Origin of the sequence: Algoriphagus aquatilis (assembly GCF_042657405.1) — a bacterium.
GTDB lineage: Bacteria > Bacteroidota > Bacteroidia > Cytophagales > Cyclobacteriaceae > Algoriphagus > Algoriphagus aquatilis.
This window is the reverse complement of record NZ_JBHSKS010000007.1, coordinates 136,414-153,663: the sequence shown is the minus strand read 5'-3', so window position 1 is coordinate 153,663 and position 17,250 is coordinate 136,414. Positions and strand designations below refer to the sequence as shown.

Here is a 17,250-nt window from a genome sequence, read left to right as displayed (position 1 = left end):
TTAGTTTTGGCTGATAGGATATCCGTTTTGATACCAAGCCTGTATTCCTCCCTGCAGATGGTAGACTTTGGTATATCCTTGTTGCACCAGCATTTGTGCGGCTTCCTCGCTTCGGGCGCCCACGGCACAGTAGAGGTAGATTTCCTGGTCTTTGGAGATTTTGCTTACCTGCTCCATGAAATCAGGCTGGTAAAAGTCAATGACCACAGCACCTTCGATTTTTCCCTGTGCTACTTCTCCGGGAGTTCGCACATCGAGGATGGTGCCGGATGGGCTTTTCTCCGAAAACTCCTTGGCAGACAAGTTGACTACTGTGGCTGAGGAGGTCGTCTGCTCAGCAGATTGAGAACTGGATTTGTCAGTGCTGCAAGCGTTGATCGTTAAGACGAAAGCGAAAACTGGAAGGATAAATTTTTTCATAGTGCTTGATTTGATGCAAAGCTAATGCGGTTACTAGGCTACTTTAGGTGAGTTAGGGCACAGAAGGTCCCATTTTTCTGATCAATACTAGGCCGCTGAGTCGTTCATAGCTTGCTTTCTGATCTTTCACCTGATTGAATCCGATCTTTTTATAGACGACTTTGATCTCCAAACTGTCCTCCTTCACCAGCTGAGTCAAGGATTCCTGAGGAAGTGAAGGATGGAGTCCTCCTCCATGCTTTTGAGTAAGAGATTCCATAAATGCTGCGGTTTGAAGATTGATTTCCTTGCCTTTCCAAGTCAATATCAGGTTTTCGTCGATTGCGATTGGCTTAGTAAAGGAATAATCCGGCCCGGTACGTAGCTCCTCTACCTCACCTCGCTCATAGCTTGGATAAATGACAAATCGGATCAGGTGATCGTATCCGCTGACCTCTACAGATTCAGAATGGATAGAAGAGAATTCGGTGTACTCGTTGGAATCAGATCCTACTGAGTCGTAGGAGTTGTAGGGCAAAAGGTATTTGATTCCGAGCGTTTCGGCCATCAGCTGTGCATGGCTTGGTTCGATGATATCTTTTGATTCGAAATAATCGGCCGTTTCCGGAGCTATCCAAGGAAAAAGAGCTTCCATGCCATGGTAGCTTTCCAGGTAATGGATGATCGAATTGACTTCGTTCAGTTGGTCTTTTGGTAGGGTGTTCAGCTCGCGTTTGGAGGAGGCGATGAGTGTGGAGTCGGAGGATTTTTTCCAGGAAACCTCATTTTTGATTCTGCTATTTTCCAGGATTCCCGATTCAGTCAGGATGTTTTCCAAGCGCCGAACTTGGTTTCTTTCGCTCCAGGAAAACATGCCCCAAGGCCCAAACGAAGCCAATAGCATCGCTACAGCAAGAGAGATCGGGACAGTTTTGATGCTTTTAAACCCAAGGATAAAGTAGAGAGAAATCAATCCCAACCAAATCCCCATCAACACGATGATGTAGCGGTTGACCGTAAGACCATAGTCCTCAATCCGTATCCAGATGGCGATAAATAGCAGGGCGGTAAGTGGAATCAACAGGTAGTAAAAGGCCTTGTAAAAGCCTTTGATCCAGCCGCCTTCTTGTTCTTTCTGGTAAGGAAAGAGGAGCAGATTCGTGAAGATTCCCAGAACTGAAATGGCAATAATCAAATAGGTGACGATGCCTCGTGGCCAGTCCCAGGTGAACATGATTTTGGCCCCATAGGCATACAAAATGGCCAGATAGAGTAGCAGAAGTGGAATCAGAATAAACTGGGTAAAGATTTTCAGCCCTTTCGGATAAGTGCCAGTGGATGATTCTTTATCAAAATCCTTGGGAATGCCTGCCAGAAAATACCAAGTGTTGAAAATCCCATAAGTCAGGATGAAGATTTCAGTGTAGGTCTTGGGATTCATTTTGACATCAAAAAGGAGATCCAAAGCCCCAAATGCCATGGTAATACCAGTGCTGATCACCTGAGAGAAGAATACAGCCAATACGAATCGGATAAACAAGGTCTTGTTGTAGTTCCAGAATCCTTCCAAATTTCCCTTTTCCAAAAAAGGCACAAAGGATACGGTTAGATGTAGCGCAAGATTGTAAATCACATATCGGATGTAGGGAGCACGGGTAGTCCCCGGAGACAGGTCTGTAGGGAAACTCAGGTAAATCAATAGCAAAGCAACTATCCCCAATCCCCAAAAAAGGATCTTTTTGTTAAAGCTGAGCTTGATTTTTTCTGAGAAAATTTCCGCCGAAAAGAAGAGTGGAATCCCCAAAGCAAAGGTCATCAACAGGTTTAAAAGTGGGAGATTATCTGTGAAAGAGTCTTTCTCCACGATATAAATCAGCAGGATCGTTGCCAAGATGGAGCTGAGCAGACTCAGCGGAAATCGATGTGCTGCTCGGAGACTCTCCTCATTGAGTCGCTGAAGGGTTGGGAATTTCATAGTCAGGTGGGTTTGCAGAGGAAGTTACTGCAAATTTCACAGGATTGCGAGGCCTGTGCCTTTCCCAGTTTTCGGAAAAATCAGCTTCTAATCTGCCCGCTTCCTCTTACGATCCACTTGTAGCTCGTGAGTTCGCGGAGGGCCATGGGGCCTCGGGCATGGAGTTTTTGGGTGCTGATGCCGATTTCCGCTCCAAGTCCAAACTGATTGCCGTCGGTAAATCCTGTGGAGGCATTGGCGTAGACCGCGGCGGCATCTACCTCGTTGAGAAAGCGTTCGATCGCTTGGGGATTTTCTGAAAGAATCGCTTCCGAGTGCTTGGAGGAATACATGGCGATATGATCCAGGGCTTCGTCCAGGTTTTGGACGGTCTTGATGGAAAGCTTGAGGCTGAGAAATTCGGTGCCAAAATGCTCCGATTGGGCCAAGTGGATTTGAGGACTTAAAGGAAGTTGAGCAAAAGCCTTTTCATCCGCAAAAATCTCCACTCCACTTTTCAGCATGGGTTGGATCAGTTCCGATAAGTCATCCAATCGACTTTCATGTATGATCAGACAGTCCAGGGAATTGCAGACGCTAGGACGGCGGGTTTTGGCATTGTGAAGGATGGCTTTCGCTTTATCCAAATTCGCCGTTTCATCCACATAGGTATGGACGATGCCTGCACCAGTTTCGATCACGGGTACTTTGGCATTCTGCCGTACAAAGTCAATCAAGCCCTGCGAACCCCGAGGAATGATCACGTCCACAAATCCGACAGCTTCCAATAGGGCTTTGGTCGCCGCACGGTCAGGAGGCAAAAGTTGAAAGGCTCCGCTTGGAACTCCATGCTTTTCTAAGACCTGATGGATCAGGCTTAAGATAGCCCGATTGGAAAAGTCGGCATCCGAACCCCCCTTTAGCACAAGTCCATTTCCCGATTTGAGTGCAAGTGCAAAGACGTCAAAAGTGACATTGGGCCTCGCCTCGTAGATGATCCCGATCACACCCAAGGGCACGGTCACTTTACTAAGCTCAAGCCCGTTTTCCAGTGTTCGTCTTTCCAGTAAGATTCCCAAAGGGGTTGGTAGATTTTTGACTTGGAGCATCTCATTGGCAATGGACTGGATCCTGCTTTCATTCAGCAAAAGACGGTCGTACATGGGATTTTGTGGATCCATGCGTTCCAAATCCTGACGGTTGGTTGCAAGCAGAAAATCTACTTTTTCCACTGCCAACTCGGCCAAGTCGCTCAGGACGGCTTGCACCGTTTCTTCACTTACTCTATTGAGTTTGCGGCTGCTTTGCTGAACTTCCCTGAAGATGGATTCAAACTCAGTCATGGTCGAAAAGGTAGAGGTAATCGTAATGGATCAGGGCTTTTTGGTTTTTTTGGCCAAGCCGTTCGAGGGCCAATTTGGAAGCATATTCCGCACGGCCTAAGCCGATTTTTTCACCTTTTTCATCCCGGATGAGGAGAATATCGCCCTTGGAAAATTCCCCTTCGATCTTCGTAATTCCAACCGGCAAAAGACTCCGGATCACGGAAGAAGTCAGTGAGGCTTTTGCGCCTTCATTGATGGTGATCTCGGCTTTGTAGTATTGAGCCCCGTGTGCCAGCCATTTTTTGGTGGCGTGTTTTACTTTTTGGGGTTCAAACCAGGTGCAACGAAGTGATTTAGCTGCAAAGGCGCTGAGGACCCCGTCTTTTTTTCCGTTGGCGATGATGACTTGGATGCCCAAATCGGCTGATTTTTTAGCCATCGCATACTTGGTCAGCATTCCGCCCCGCCCAAAGGAAGACTTAGTGGCAGAAATATAACTGCTGACCTCATGCATGGAAGAGGCGACTTTTTCGATCAGTTGAGATCCCGGTTCTGAAGGATTCCCGGTGAATATCCCATCCACATTGGTCAGGAGAATCATGGTATCCGCATTGATCATGGCTGCGGTGAGGCTGGCCAGCTCATCATTGTCGGTGAACATAAGTTCGGTGATTGTCACCGTATCGTTTTCATTAATGATGGGTAAGATTCCCTGCTGGAGCAGTGCTTCGACGCAATTTTTCATGTTGAGAAAGTGCTTCCGGTCGCGGAAGTCCTCCTTGGTCACCAAAATCTGCGCAATAGGTTGATTCAGTTTGCCAAACAGTTCCTGGTATTGGTTGATCAGCTTGATCTGTCCGGTCGAGGCCCAAATTTGCTTTTTGAAGACAGGGTTAAGCTTTTCGGGTAGAGCGATGGACTGCCTGCCAAAAGCTACGGCCCCCGAACTTACCAGTACGATTTTTTTGCCCTGAGCGATCAATCCTTGGATCTGAGTGACCAAATGCCCCATTCGCTCCAAGTCAGGAAGACCGTTGGACTGCGTTAAGACATTGGATCCGATTTTGATCACCGCTACTTTGGAATCAAACATTTGTTAGAAAATTTGCATGAAAATAAGTGATTGGATGAGGAATTGCTAAAAAAGTTGGTTTTTGAGATGAAAAATGGAAATATGATTGAAATACAATAGAAATAAAGCGCTTCGCGCTGAAATAGGGGAGGTGAAGTTCTTCGATATGTCGTATATCCGAAACTTGTACTGAATCTAGTCGAAGTATCGTAAATCCGAAATCCCAAATCCGAAATCCCAAATCAAAGAAACGCCATACTCATCGTACCCACGAGCGTCAGGGTCTTGGATCTAACCAACCACTTCATTTAAACTTTTTCTTTGGGTTTTTCCGAACATCAAAAAATGATAAAATGATGATTTTATTTCCTCGGATTCTATAAAGAATTCTGGTTTGAGGTGAAAGTTGAACGCCTCTGATGTCTTCTATTTCAACCTTGCCGATAAGGGGCTGCGTTTTTAGGATTCTAAAAATCTCATCCACTTTATGGATAAACTCTTTGACAGTCCTTTCACCCCATTTGTGGTTGATATATTCCACTATGGAATCAAAGTTTTTTTCAGCCCGCGGAGTGACATATACTTCCACTAGTATTTTTTCTTTAGGCTGTCCCAAGCAATCAGACCTTTGTCATCTTCGGATTCTTCATACGAAAGATAGATTTCCCTTTTTTGATCCTCTGTCAAGGATTTCCAGAATTCTCCTTCTTTTGAATCTTCTCTTTGCTTGAGGAAATCATAGACTGTTTGTAAAAGTTGCTCATTATCAATTTGTTCAATGATTTTCTGAAGGTCAGATTTTAATTGTATCGTGCCCATGGTTTTTCATAATTAATTGAATCAAATCTACATGTTTGAATTGGGTAAGTAAAGACAATCTTGAGTTTCAGGCTTTTCTATTCGGTTTTTTGGTGATTCCAATTTTTGAAATACGATCGAAATACAATAGAAATAAAGCGCTTCGCGCTGAAATAGGGGATTGGAGTTCCTCGATATGTCATAAATCCGAAACTTGTACTGAGCCTAGTCGAAGTATCGTAAATCCGAAATCTGAAATCCGAAATCCCAAATCAAAGAAACGCCATACTCATCGTACCCACGAGCATCATCACTTTGGCCCAAGCACTGAGTCGGGTGAAGTGTTCCCGACGGTCTGCTTGATAAACTTTCCACATAAACCAGACGAACACGAAACCCAAAGCACCAAAGTAGTAGAACAAATGGGGGTTGTCGATCTGGAAAGTCACCGTCAAAATCGCTCCGACAAAGCAAATAGCCACCACAAAAATCACTTGTTTGGTTTTGCGGAATCCGATCACAATGGGCAGGGTGCGACACCCGTGGAGTCGATCTCCATGTCGGTCTTCGATGTCTTTGATGATCTCCCGGATCAAATTGAGGAAAAAGGCAAATATGGCATAGGTCAAGACCAGCAATTCATTTTTCTGGTAGTAGAATGCCACCAAATACACCGAAAAACCCGTCAGAAAGGCCACCGTGAGATTACCGATGAATGGTTCCCGCTTGAGCTGATTGCTGTAGATCCAGAGGAGAAAAGCTGCCAGAAAATTGATCAGGGCAATCCGCGGAGAGATCAAGTAGCCCAAGCCGATTGCTGTAAAATTGAACAAGGTGTGCAGGAAAATAACCACTCGCCGTTTGATACCCTTTCCCACCACTACCTCCTGAGGGCGGTTGATGTAATCAATTTTCACATCGTAATAGTCATTGATCATGTAGCCGGCGGCCGTGATGATGACTGTCGTCAGGGCGAGAAGATACAGGCGGAAATCCTGTAATACAGGCAATCCCTCAGCTGTCGTCTCAATCAGAAAATGCGCAGTCATCAACTGTGCAAATGCCACCATCAACAGATTGATGGGTCTGCTGATTCTAAAAAGTCCCCTGACCGATAGCGTTCGCTCCATGATAATGCCTTCCATCGCTAAAATAAAGGAAAAGTCTCAGGGAATAGGGATTTACCGGATATCTGATCAGGAAAATCGTTTCCGTAACTTTTGAAGCATCCCTTTTCTCTATTTCCTATCTTGAAAATCTTAGCATGAAAACCCATTAACCCATGAATAAAACTGAAAAACAATCCCGCAGAGATTTCATTGCCATATCAGGCAGTGCTCTCGCAGGTTCACTTTTTTTACATCCCGTGGCCCAAGCGCTATCCATCTTTGACAAACCTGGTCAGAAGATGAAGCTTGCCATGGTGGGCACCGGTGTGAGAGGTCTGGCCATGTGGGGCAGAGACGTGATCCGGGCCTACAAAGATCAGGTGGAATTTGTCGGTCTTTCGGATAAAAACGAGGGGCGAATGAAGTATGGCAAAACCTTTATGGGTGTCGATTGTCCACTGTTTCTCAGTGCGGATCAAATGCTCAAGGAGACCAAGCCGGATGTGCTCATCGTGACCACCATGGACAGCACACACCATGAGTTTATTGTCAAGGGACTCCTGGCAGGCATGAATGTGATCTCCGAAAAGCCCATGACCACTGACGAAGTCAAAGTCAAAGCCATCCTAGATGCGGAGCGTAAGTCAGGCAAAAAACTCATCGTCACCTTCAACTACCGCTATTCTCCCCATCGTCAAAAACTCTATGAATTACTCCGTGCCGGAGAAATCGGAACCATCACTTCGGTGGATTTCCACTGGTATTTGGATACCTCACACGGGGCAGACTACTTCCGCAGATGGCATGGAAGAAAGGAGTTTGGAGGTACGCTTCTCGTACATAAATCCACGCACCATTTTGACTTGCTCAACTGGTGGCTGGACTCCGATCCGGAGGAGGTATTTGCATACGGTTCGCTGGAGTTTTATGGTAAAAACGGCCCCTTCCGATCAAAAACCTGCCGTGGCTGTCCTCACGCTTCCAAGTGCGATTTCCACTGGGACATCACCAGGAATGAACACCTGACCAAACTTTATGTGGAAAATGAACAATACGATGGTTACCATCGAGACGGCTGTGTGTTCAGGGAAGAGATCGACATCTATGATAAGATGGCCGTGCAGATCAAGTACAAAAACAACGTACAAGTGAGCTACTCCCTCACCACTTACTCGCCTTACGAAGGTTACCGAATTGCTTTTAATGGTACCCAAGGTCGTTTGGAAGCCTGGATCAAGGAAAGTCAGCCTTGGGATGAAAAGAATGAAGACGAACTCGTGTTGGTCAAAAACTTTGGAGAGCGGTCCATCATCACTGTGCCTCAGGGCGGTGGCGGACATGGAGGAGGTGATACCCGACTGAAGGACAAGCTTTTCCTCGACCCTAGCAAACCCGATCCATGGAGGCAGTCAGCCGGTAGCCGCGATGGGGCCATGTCCTGTCTGGTAGGTATTGCCGCCCGCAATTCCATCGAGCAAGGCAAGCCGATCAAGATTCAGGATCTTACGGATATTCCGTTGGCGGCTAGTGGAAGAGGAGCTTAACGATACTTCGACACACTTCGGCTACGCTCAGTGCAAGTGCTCAGTACAAGTTTCGGATATTTGATTTCGGATTTCGGATTGATCCCGCGGGGCAGTGGCTTCGCGGGATTTTTTTTTGGATTCACCGCGGACCTGCCTGACGGCAGTCAGGGGCGAAGAGAACGCAGAGAGGAGAATTACAAATCCCGCCCAGTCAAACACTTAATTTTACACTAAAATGGGGGCAATAATTCCACTCCCTGTCGGGATTTAATGGGTAAACCTAGCGTTTTCTTCAGATAATGCTTGCTTAGCTCGTGGTTTAGATTGAGCTCGATTAGTTATTCGTATTGCTTTTTTGATGTATTTCCATGGCTTTAGGCAGCATCAACAGAAATGGCAAGGCCTTCTCATACCTCAATTCTTCATAGAACAAACCGATACGAGCAAGATTATTGTAGTAGTCATTCAGCTGGTTATAATAAAAAAGTTCGCTACTGATATACCATGCGTTTTGACCTAGATGGCTGCTCAAAAACCATTTTTCAAGTAAGCGGGCCGTTCTTCCGTTGCCATCATTAATCGGATGAATTTTCACAAAAACCAAGTGAATAAAAGAAGCATAGTAAAACACCTCCTCAGTCTTCAGTGGTTCAGCCAGCAGCGTTTCCACCTCTTTCCAAAACCGCTCAAACTCTGCCTTTACCAGGTATGACGATGCCGCTTCATATCGAATACTTTGGGTTTGCTGCTCCATGATAAGCATATTACCCGTCCTTACTTTCCCTCTCAGATGCTCGGGAAGTAAATGCTTCGTGGCAATGCTGTGTGCTTGGTAAAAATTGGGAAGGTTCAAACGGTTGTCCCGGGCAAATTCATAGGCAGCATATAAGTCATTTGGCTTTTCGGTAAGGTTGGGCAGATATTCGATATCCAGTACCTTATGCTTTACATAGCTGTCCACTTCTAGCGTTTCTCCTTCAATCCGCGATGATGACATCACCGAAACAGCCGTGGCGAATTTAAAATTAGCGGCAGACCACTCCCTTTGCTTAAGGGTAGAAAAGGCTTCTGCCAAATCAACATCAAGCATGGATAAATAAGACGCGAACAAATCCTTCTTGAGTAGTTTTTTCATTAGTTCATCGATTAGAAAGGCCTGCTTGGATTGCGGTAAGTTGCAAAAACATTTTGCCATTCGCCAGTTTAATGTCTTCCCTCGTTGCCGAAATGTTAAAAGTGGGGTTAAGCTCAACCAGCCTGACTTCGAGGTTTGCAAACTCCGCTTAGGCAAGGATTTTATTTTCAAGCGGGAAATCACAAATTCCAACGAATGTAGGGCGGAATTACAAATCCCACCCAGTCGAACGCTCATTTTACAATCAGTCCTGAGATTTTATTGACACGGTTATTGACAATTTATTGACAAAGAGGTCTTTTTTTTGCAGGTTTTTGTCAATAAAACTTCCATACTTTTTCCTCTTTCCACCTGATTTCCGCGCAGGGTGGATACTGCTACGAGTTTATTATTCACTGCTTAGGCGCAACGAACGCGGAGAGGGAATTACAAATTCCAACCGATAGTAGGGACTCAGACAGAGGTGGACTGAAATTGTTTTTGGTCTCTTAATACTCTCGACACTGTAGAGAAAATTTGGTTGGTTGAAAATCTGAGGATGTGTTCGACCCACGATGGGGTCGTAAAAACCATGTACTATCTAACCGTATTTTCCACGGGTTTGGGTTCGGTATGCTCACCCATAACCCATGGTTATTGAAAAGTTTGACCTGCCTTTGCCGGTAGGCAGGCCTCTGTCGGGGTCATCTAGGTAGGAAGAGTTAAAATGTTTTTTTTAGATCCTGAAGGGATCGAACCTATGAACAATCCCCGGTGCAACTGGGGGAAAATGAAAGAAAATGCCTTGGATCAGGCAACCCTGAAGGGGTTGAACATATAGTTATATTTTTTGAAGCTGATTCCAATCCTTTTCGTCTACCCCAATTCCACCAACTCCACATAGATCCCTAAGAGGATGTGCCAAAAAAGGTAGTGTCCCAACCTTACCGACAGGGAAGCCAAGAATCCGGAATTTTTGAAATAGATCGCCTGAAGCAAGTTCATCAAGAATCCTGTTCCCAAAGAATAGACAATCAAAAGAAAGCTCCCATCGGGAAGTTGCTCCAAGGGTTCTCGGAGGGAAGTGAGGATTGCGCCGATCCAGAATAGGGTGTTGAGGTATTTTCCTTTTTGATACCAGGTCCCAATCGCCAGAAAGACAGTCAGCGGAATCAACCGATAGAATACCTCGATCTCCAGGGCACCGGAGAAAAACAAAAACAAGGAATAGGGAAAAGGCTGCAAATAGGGAGGTAACTCGGTGTAAGGTTGAGGATGAAGCAACACTTTGATCACCAGAATATCCAATATCCCAAACACCATCCCAATCAAAGCAGGAATCAGGAATCGATTTTTATTGGAGATTCCGGTTTCAAAAAAGTTAGGAAGACTAACCTTGCTTTGCAGCAGCAAAAAAGGGAGACCCAACAAGAGGATGAAAATATTATCTACCTGCCAGACTCTCAAAAAGGCATGATCTCCCGAGATGGCGTTACCATACAGGCTTCCGATCCACGCGATCAGAAGAAAGGAAAGGTAAATAAGTAGGTTTTGGGCGACGTGCCTGTCTGTTCGTAATCCTAGATTCATAGAAGTATTTTTTACTTTCTATGAGATGCAAAGGTCAGGGGATGGGTTGCAAAGACTAGGTGAAATTAGCCTGGAATTCATCAAATAATGAAAAAAGCAGGAGTTTGGATTTAGCCAGGTTAGAATTCCTTTGATGGTTTCCGATTGATTTAATCCCCCACCACCTTCACTACACCCAATTCCCACTGACTCAGAGATGGATCCCCTGATGGGATGCCGGTATTCCAGAGGTAGAGGGATTGGAGGTTGTTGAGAGGGATAAGTTGAGAGAGGCCTTGGGCGGTGATTTGGGTGCCGTTCAGGTTGAGGACTTCCAGTTTGGTGAGTGGGGAAATGGAAGCCAATCCTTGATTGGTGATGGGGTTGTTTTCGATTCGCAGGCGACGCAGGTTGGCAAACTCAGCCACTCGATTTAAGTCGGCGTCTTGTAGACCTGTTTGGGCAAGGCTCAGCCAGTGGATTTGGTCCTTGATCGTTGCCAAGGCTTTCAAAAATTCACTCGCATTTCCTTGGGCCACTTCCTCAGGAAGCACTACGTCCAAGGCGCCAGTCTCTTGGGAAAGCACCCGCACTCGGAACCCCATTCTTTTCAAATTTCCAATTTGTGCGGTATCTATTGAAGTGGTAGTCGAGGTGCTTGCTTGGCGGATAGACAGTCGGGGTTCGGCCCAGGCGATCAGTTCGGGAGCGCTTTGGGTAAGCAGCAGATTGGGGTCGGCATTGCCTTGTTCGATCCACCAGGAGATCCATTCCACTTCCTCGGGGCTGAGCGGTTCTTTACCTTCGGCAGGCATAAACTCTTTGTGGCTTTCCGGCAGGGTGACCCGGCGGATGAGTTCGCTTTTGGCTGCATCCCCGGCCAGGATGACAGGACCGTTTTCTCCCCCTTTCGTAAGCGATTCATAGCTATCGAGTAGAAGCTCACCTTTGGCTTTTCCCGGACGGTGGCAACTGCTGCACTTGTTTTTTAGGATGGGCTGCACCACATCCGTGTAGAGGATGGCTTCCTCGAGGGAGTTCAGAATTCGGGCTTCGGATTCCTTTTTTTCTCCAAAAGGCGCAAAAGCCGTCAGGTAATCGGCACCATGGGTGAGACTGCCTCCATAATGGCCTGTCACAGAAAGTACCACGAGCAGGAGTCCATAGACGGGGTACTGAACTGCCGTCGAAAAGGCACGGTTGGCCCTGCTTATTCTCCAAGCCAGTCCGGCTAGCAGTACCGTTGCCCAACCACCGATTTGGTGAATATCCAGCAGGTTGCCTTCGTAGCCTCCCGATTGGGAGAGCAAATAGCCAAAGGTGGCGGCTATCGCTGCGCTTCCCGTACCCAAAAGCAGGGAAAAGGAAACGGCCTCCCGAAAGGAATCGCTTTTCCGCCAATCTCCATAGGCCTTCAGCAGTACGGCAAGCACCAAAAAACCAATCGGCAGGTGTACCCACAGGGGATGAAAGCGCCCAATATACGTGATCCAATCTGCCATCGCCTCAGGTCAAAATCTTGTTTACCACATGGCCTTCCACATCGGTCAGCCTAAATCTGCGTCCCTGATGCTTGAAGGTAAGGCGCTCGTGATCGATGCCAAACAGATGCAGGATGGTGGCCTGCAAGTCGTGGACAGACACCGGGTCTTTGACCACATTGTAGCCAAAATCGTCCGTCTCCCCATAGACCATTCCGGGCTTGACTCCGGCCCCGCACATCCACTTGGTGAAGGATCGGGGATGATGGTCGCGCCCATAATTATCCACCGTGAGCGTGCCTTGACTGTACACAGTCCTTCCAAATTCTCCTCCCCAGACCACAAGTGTATCTTCCAATAAGCCGCGCTGTTTGAGGTCTTTGATCAAGGCTGCTGTGGCCTGATCGGTTTTTTGGCACTGGTTGCGGATACCGCCGGGCAAGTTGCCGTGCTGATCCCAGCCCTGATGGTAGAGTTGCACAAACTTGACGTCTTTCTCGATGAGTTTTCGGGCGAGGAGGCAGTTGGCGGCATAGGTCCCCGGGTCACGGCTTTCCTCCCCGTAGAGCTCATAGACCCAATCGGGCTCAGAGCTCATGTCGGTCACCTCGGGCACGGAAGTTTGCATACGGAAAGCCATCTCGTACTGTGCGATGCGGGCGGTGATTTCTGGATCTCCGTAGGTGTCGTGTTGCACTTCATTGAGTGACTTGAGGTAATCGAGCATTTCCCGACGGTCTTTTCCGTCATAGTTTTCGGGATTACCGAGATAGAGGACAGGGTCTTTTCCGGAGCGGAATTGGATGCCTTGGTATTGGGAAGGGAGAAAGCCATTGCCCCAAAGTCGTGCGTAAAGCGGTTGATCCTGCACGGCATTTTTGGAAACCAAAACGATGAAAGCCGGGAGGTTTTGGTTATCCGAACCCAGTCCGTAGCTCAGCCAAGCACCCATGGAGGGCCGGCCGGGGAGTTGGTGTCCTGTCTGGAAAAAAGTAATCGCAGGATCATGGTTGATCTGAGCGGTCTGCATGCTTTTGATGAAGCAGAGTTCGTCGACGATTTCGGCGGTTTTGGGCATGAGTTCGGAGACCCAAGCGCGGCTTTGTCCGTATTGCTGAAATTTGAAGGCTGAGGCGGCCATGGGAAAGGAACTCTGATCGGCGCTCATGCCGGTGAGTCGCTGTCCATCCCGAACCGAGTCAGGGAGCTCTTGCCCGTGAAGATCGACGAGCTTGGGCTTGTAGTCATACAGATCCAATTGGGAAGGGCCGCCGCTTTGGAAGAGGTAGATGATCCGCTTGGCTTTGGGCATGAAATGAGGCAGTCCCAAATTGGCAGGAATCGATTCCAAAGAAGGTGGTGCGGCAGGGGAGCTTCCGGCGAAGATCTTTTCCATGCCCATGAGCGAACCCAAAGCCAAAGAACCGATACCCAAGGATGTTCGGGTCAAGAATCTCCTTCGGTCCATTTTTTTCTCGATCTCCTGCAGGTCTGCATTGGTCGAGCGAAGTGGGGCGTCGTGGTGGTGATGGCTCATGTTAGCGTTTGGTTAGAAAAGCGTCCGAATTGAGAATGGCACTGGCCGTGACGGCGTTGGCGGCTACCAAACTGGGATCGAGGGTGGAGGAAATCCGGTATTCCCCGGTCGTCAGCCAACCCTTAAGTTTGGCAGGATCGGTTTTGAATTTTTGATGCTCCTTTTCTCTCAAGTCCACCAGGAGTTGGAGTTCTTTTTCGAGGGGTTTTCTCCCGGTGAGTTTTCGGAAGGCCATGACCACCCCCTGACGAGGATCGGATGAACGAGACATCTGCTCCCCAAGTACTTTGGAGGCTTCCACAAAGGTGGGATCATTGAGCAAAGCCAAAGCCTGCAAGGGCGTGTTGGTTTCCTGTCGCTTGCCCACCGATACGCTGTGGTCCGGCGCATCAAAGATTGCCATCGTAGGGTGGTGCACCGATCGTTTCCACACAGTGTAGAGGCTTCGGCGGTAGAGATTTTTGCCGGTGTCTTGAGGGTAGTGGGCTCCGTTGACTTTCCAAAGTCCCTCGGGCTGATAAGGGAACACACTTTTTCCCCCCACTTCCCGATTCAGCAAACCGGAAGCGGCCAGCGCCTGATCTCGGATCAATTCGGCGGGTAATCTGACTGAGGGACCACGGGCCAGGAGGATGTTTTCTGGGTCTTTTTCCTCCAAATCCGGGCGTTTCTTGGAAGCTTGCCGATAGGTAGCCGAGGTGACGATCAGGCGCTGCATGGCTTTGACATCCCATCCCAAGTCCTGAAATTCTACCGCTAGCCAGTCCAGCAACTCGGGATGAGAGGGAAGTTGACCCTGATTGCCAAAATCCTCCGAGGTGGCCACCAGTCCTTTTCCAAAATAGCTTTGCCAGAAGCGGTTGACCGTGACGCGAGCGGTCAGTGGGTGCTTTTTGTCAATCAGCCATTCAGCCAATCCGAGGCGGTTTTTGGGCAGGTTGTCCGGCATGGGAAGTACGCTTTCCGGCGTATTGGGAAATACTTCCTCTCCATGCTGACTGTATTCTCCCCTGGTGAGCATGTAGGTGGGTCTGGGTTGCGCCCGATCTTTCATGATCATTAGTTCAGGGATCACTTCCACGGAATCGGAATAGGCTTTTCGCTTGGCGATCACTGCGTTCATCGTCTCTTGATAGGCCTTGGAATGAGCATTCAGGTAAAGTTTTTTTAGCGAAGCCTTTTGCTCTGAGGTCAGTTGCTCCGGATCGCGGGAAAGGAGGACTTTGTATTCGGTAGGGTTGAAAATCTGTAAAACCTCCAAAGGAGAAAGTTCCTGATCGTAGACGCTGATCTCATCCACTACGGCTTCCTTGAGGCCTTTTCCCCGCCATACTGCACCTACTTGAAGTCCGGGTTGCCCGCCTTTGAAGAGGATGTCTTTGTAGAGATTATCGTGGGTGGTGACAGTGGATAGTTCTTTTCCATTGAGGAAAATTTTCAATCCCTTGGCCTTGGACGAACCGTCATACGTCAAAGTCAAGTTGATCCACTGATCTCGGGGGATGTCCTGCTCGGTGAGTTTGGTGATGGCGTTATATGGCGCGGTATGGGCCATTAAGAGCTCGAGACGGTTATTTTTCAAGCTGAGGTGATAGCCCCGCCAGTTGTAAAGTACTGCTCCGGAACCTTTGTGGAAGATGACGCCATCTGTGAGGTTTTTGGGAACAGAAATCCAGGTACTGACCGAGAAGGGTTCACTTCTGGAGAATATCCCCACCTCGCCCAGATTGAGCCAGGCATCCCCATTGAGTCGGATGCCTTTTCCCTTTCGGCCTTCCACATAGCTTGGGAATTGATTTTTGACCTCGCTGCTTTCCATGCTGCCTTTTTGAGCGGGTTTGAGGGCGTTTTGGATGGAGTTTTGGTCAAAATGGAAAAATGCCACCCGGCTTGCAGGAAGTTCTAGATTCGCGTCTTTTTGATACCCTTTTCCCGTAAACCAAGCCTGAAAAGCTGCCTCTTCTGCTTTTGCTGTTTGTGCCAGTTGGGCTTCCTGTTTTTCTTTTTCCCCTAAAAGGAAAGAAAGGAGTTGATCCTTTTTCTCATCAGTAAGCAGCATGGTCGGGGCAGGCGTGGCATCGTCCCAAGAGATCTGTCCAGCTTCGTCGACTTGGTTGAAAAAGCTGCTGAGTTCAAAGAAGTTTTTCTGGGAAATCGGGTCGTATTTATGGTCGTGGCAACGTGCGCAGCCGAGCGTGAGGGCCATAAAGGCTTGTCCCATCGTGCTCGTGCGATCCACCACATACTCCACCCGAAACTCCTCCTCGACGATGCCTCCCTCCATATTTTGAGGATGGATACGGTTGAAAGCCGTGGCGATCAGTTGGTCCTTTGTAGGATTGGGAAGCAAGTCTCCGGCGAGCTGATCTCGGATAAACTGGTCGTAGGGAAGATTCTTGTTGAATGCCCGAATCACCCAGTCCCGGTAAGGAGAAGCGTCGCGGAAGCGATCCACCGTGTAGCCATGCGTATCTGCATAGCGGGCAACGTCCATCCAGTGGAGGGCCATTTTTTCTCCATAGTGCACAGAGTTGAGCAGTCTGTCCACCTGTTTTTCATAGGCATTTGGGGACTTGTCGGCCAAGAAAGCATCCATTTCCGCCTCACTAGGAGGCAATCCGATGAGGTCGAGGCTTAGTCTTCGGAGCAGCGTTTCTTTGTCAGCTTCCGGTGAGGGTGAGATGCCTTCCGATTCCAGTTTGCTCAGCATAAACTGGTCGATGGGGTTTTTGGGCCAGGTCTTGTCTTTGACTTTTGGTACCTCGAGTTTTTCGGGAGTGATAAAGGCCCAGTGCTTTTTGTATTCGGCCCCGTCTTCAATCCACTTGATTAGGATGGCTTTTTCTTTTGGGCTTAGCGAAAGGTTAGATTCTTTGGAGGGCATTTGGTACTCCGGATCGGCTGAAATGATCCGGTGAAACACCTCGCTATTTCGGAGGCTTCCGGGTTTGATGGCTACTTTTCCCGGCGAATCCTTAAGTGAAGCAAAAGCAAATTCGGCGGTATGGAGGCTCAATCCTGCCTTTTGCGCAGCAAGGTCAGGTCCGTGACAGGCGAAGCATTTGTCTGATAGGATGGGTTTGACGTGGATATTGAAATCCAATGCTTCCGGCAATTCCTCATAAGCTATCTGAACATCTTCCGGAAGTTCGGGACTGCAGGAGGCGAGTATAAAAACAAGAAAAAGGAGGGGAAGAAATCTCAAAATCATTGGTAAGTCAATCTCCCTAAAAACTAAGGAAAAATCAGGTATTTACCTGCATGGGGTGTGGGGCTTGGTTAGGAAAATGTTTCTAAAAGGATCCATTTTTATGGGATCCATACCACTATTGGTGTTCATACCTCAGCAAAAAAAAGACGGTCAGA

At 47.9% G+C, this 17,250-nt stretch carries 13 protein-coding genes; 1 reads left to right on the top strand and 12 read right to left on the bottom strand.

Annotation, left to right across the window (positions count from 1 at the left end):
* The 7 genes from ACFPIK_RS10770 to ACFPIK_RS10740 all read right to left on the bottom strand — a co-directional run bounded on the left by ACFPIK_RS10770 (nt 1) and on the right by ACFPIK_RS10740 (nt 6,693).
* Nucleotides 1–420 carry a rhodanese-like domain-containing protein gene (locus ACFPIK_RS10770; protein WP_377915087.1) on the bottom strand — a complete coding sequence of 140 codons (420 nt, stop codon included), beginning with the start codon at nt 418–420 and terminating at the stop codon, nt 1–3.
* A gap of 52 nt (nt 421–472) precedes the next feature.
* Complete coding sequence (locus ACFPIK_RS10765; protein WP_377915085.1) at nt 473–2,374, bottom strand: DUF4153 domain-containing protein; 1,902 nt, start codon at nt 2,372–2,374, stop codon at nt 473–475.
* An 80-nt stretch (nt 2,375–2,454) separates the two neighbouring features.
* Nucleotides 2,455–3,696: a glutamate-5-semialdehyde dehydrogenase gene (locus ACFPIK_RS10760; protein WP_377915083.1), complete on the bottom strand. Its 1,242-nt coding sequence runs from the start codon at nt 3,694–3,696 to the stop codon at nt 2,455–2,457.
* A complete protein-coding gene (gene proB, locus ACFPIK_RS10755) occupies nt 3,689–4,771 on the bottom strand; it encodes a glutamate 5-kinase (protein WP_377915081.1) in 1,083 nt (360 codons plus the stop codon). Before proB ends, ACFPIK_RS10760 begins: the two co-directional genes overlap by 8 nt.
* Before the next feature lie 283 nt (nt 4,772–5,054).
* Nucleotides 5,055–5,339, bottom strand: coding sequence for a type II toxin-antitoxin system RelE/ParE family toxin (locus tag ACFPIK_RS10750; protein WP_377915079.1), 285 nt, complete (start codon nt 5,337–5,339; stop codon nt 5,055–5,057).
* Entirely contained in the window at nt 5,339–5,569 is a 231-nt protein-coding gene (locus ACFPIK_RS10745; protein WP_377915077.1) for a hypothetical protein, read from the bottom strand. The genes ACFPIK_RS10750 and ACFPIK_RS10745 overlap by 1 nt, the downstream gene beginning before the upstream one ends.
* A 251-nt stretch (nt 5,570–5,820) precedes the next feature.
* Nucleotides 5,821–6,693: a geranylgeranylglycerol-phosphate geranylgeranyltransferase gene (locus ACFPIK_RS10740; RefSeq protein ID WP_377915075.1), complete on the bottom strand. Its 873-nt coding sequence runs from the start codon at nt 6,691–6,693 to the stop codon at nt 5,821–5,823.
* 137 nt (nt 6,694–6,830) lie between these two features.
* Here ACFPIK_RS10740 and ACFPIK_RS10735 point away from each other — a divergent pair, with 137 nt between their 5' ends.
* Nucleotides 6,831–8,201 (top strand): Gfo/Idh/MocA family protein, encoded by a 1,371-nt coding sequence (locus ACFPIK_RS10735; RefSeq protein ID WP_377915073.1) that lies wholly within the window; start codon nt 6,831–6,833, stop codon nt 8,199–8,201.
* Between the two features lie 316 nt (nt 8,202–8,517).
* Here the strand turns inward: ACFPIK_RS10735 and ACFPIK_RS10730 are convergent, their stop codons facing one another.
* From ACFPIK_RS10730 to ACFPIK_RS10710, 5 genes are all read right to left on the bottom strand, one after another.
* Nucleotides 8,518–9,318, bottom strand: a complete 801-nt coding sequence (locus ACFPIK_RS10730) for a Fic family protein (RefSeq protein WP_377915071.1) — start codon at nt 9,316–9,318, stop codon at nt 8,518–8,520.
* Between the two features lie 855 nt (nt 9,319–10,173).
* On the bottom strand, nt 10,174–10,887 hold the full coding sequence (locus ACFPIK_RS10725) for a hypothetical protein (protein ID WP_377915069.1): 714 nt from the start codon (nt 10,885–10,887) through the stop codon (nt 10,174–10,176).
* Between the two features lie 149 nt (nt 10,888–11,036).
* Nucleotides 11,037–12,368 carry a c-type cytochrome domain-containing protein gene (locus tag ACFPIK_RS10720; RefSeq protein WP_377915067.1) on the bottom strand — a complete coding sequence of 444 codons (1,332 nt, stop codon included), beginning with the start codon at nt 12,366–12,368 and terminating at the stop codon, nt 11,037–11,039.
* Nucleotides 12,369–12,372: 4 nt separating this feature from the next.
* Nucleotides 12,373–13,884, bottom strand: a complete 1,512-nt coding sequence (locus ACFPIK_RS10715) for a DUF1501 domain-containing protein (RefSeq protein WP_377915065.1) — start codon at nt 13,882–13,884, stop codon at nt 12,373–12,375.
* 1 nt (nt 13,885) lies between these two features.
* On the bottom strand, nt 13,886–17,095 hold the full coding sequence (locus ACFPIK_RS10710) for a DUF1553 domain-containing protein (RefSeq protein ID WP_377915063.1): 3,210 nt from the start codon (nt 17,093–17,095) through the stop codon (nt 13,886–13,888).
* Between the last annotated feature and the right edge of the window lie 155 nt (nt 17,096–17,250).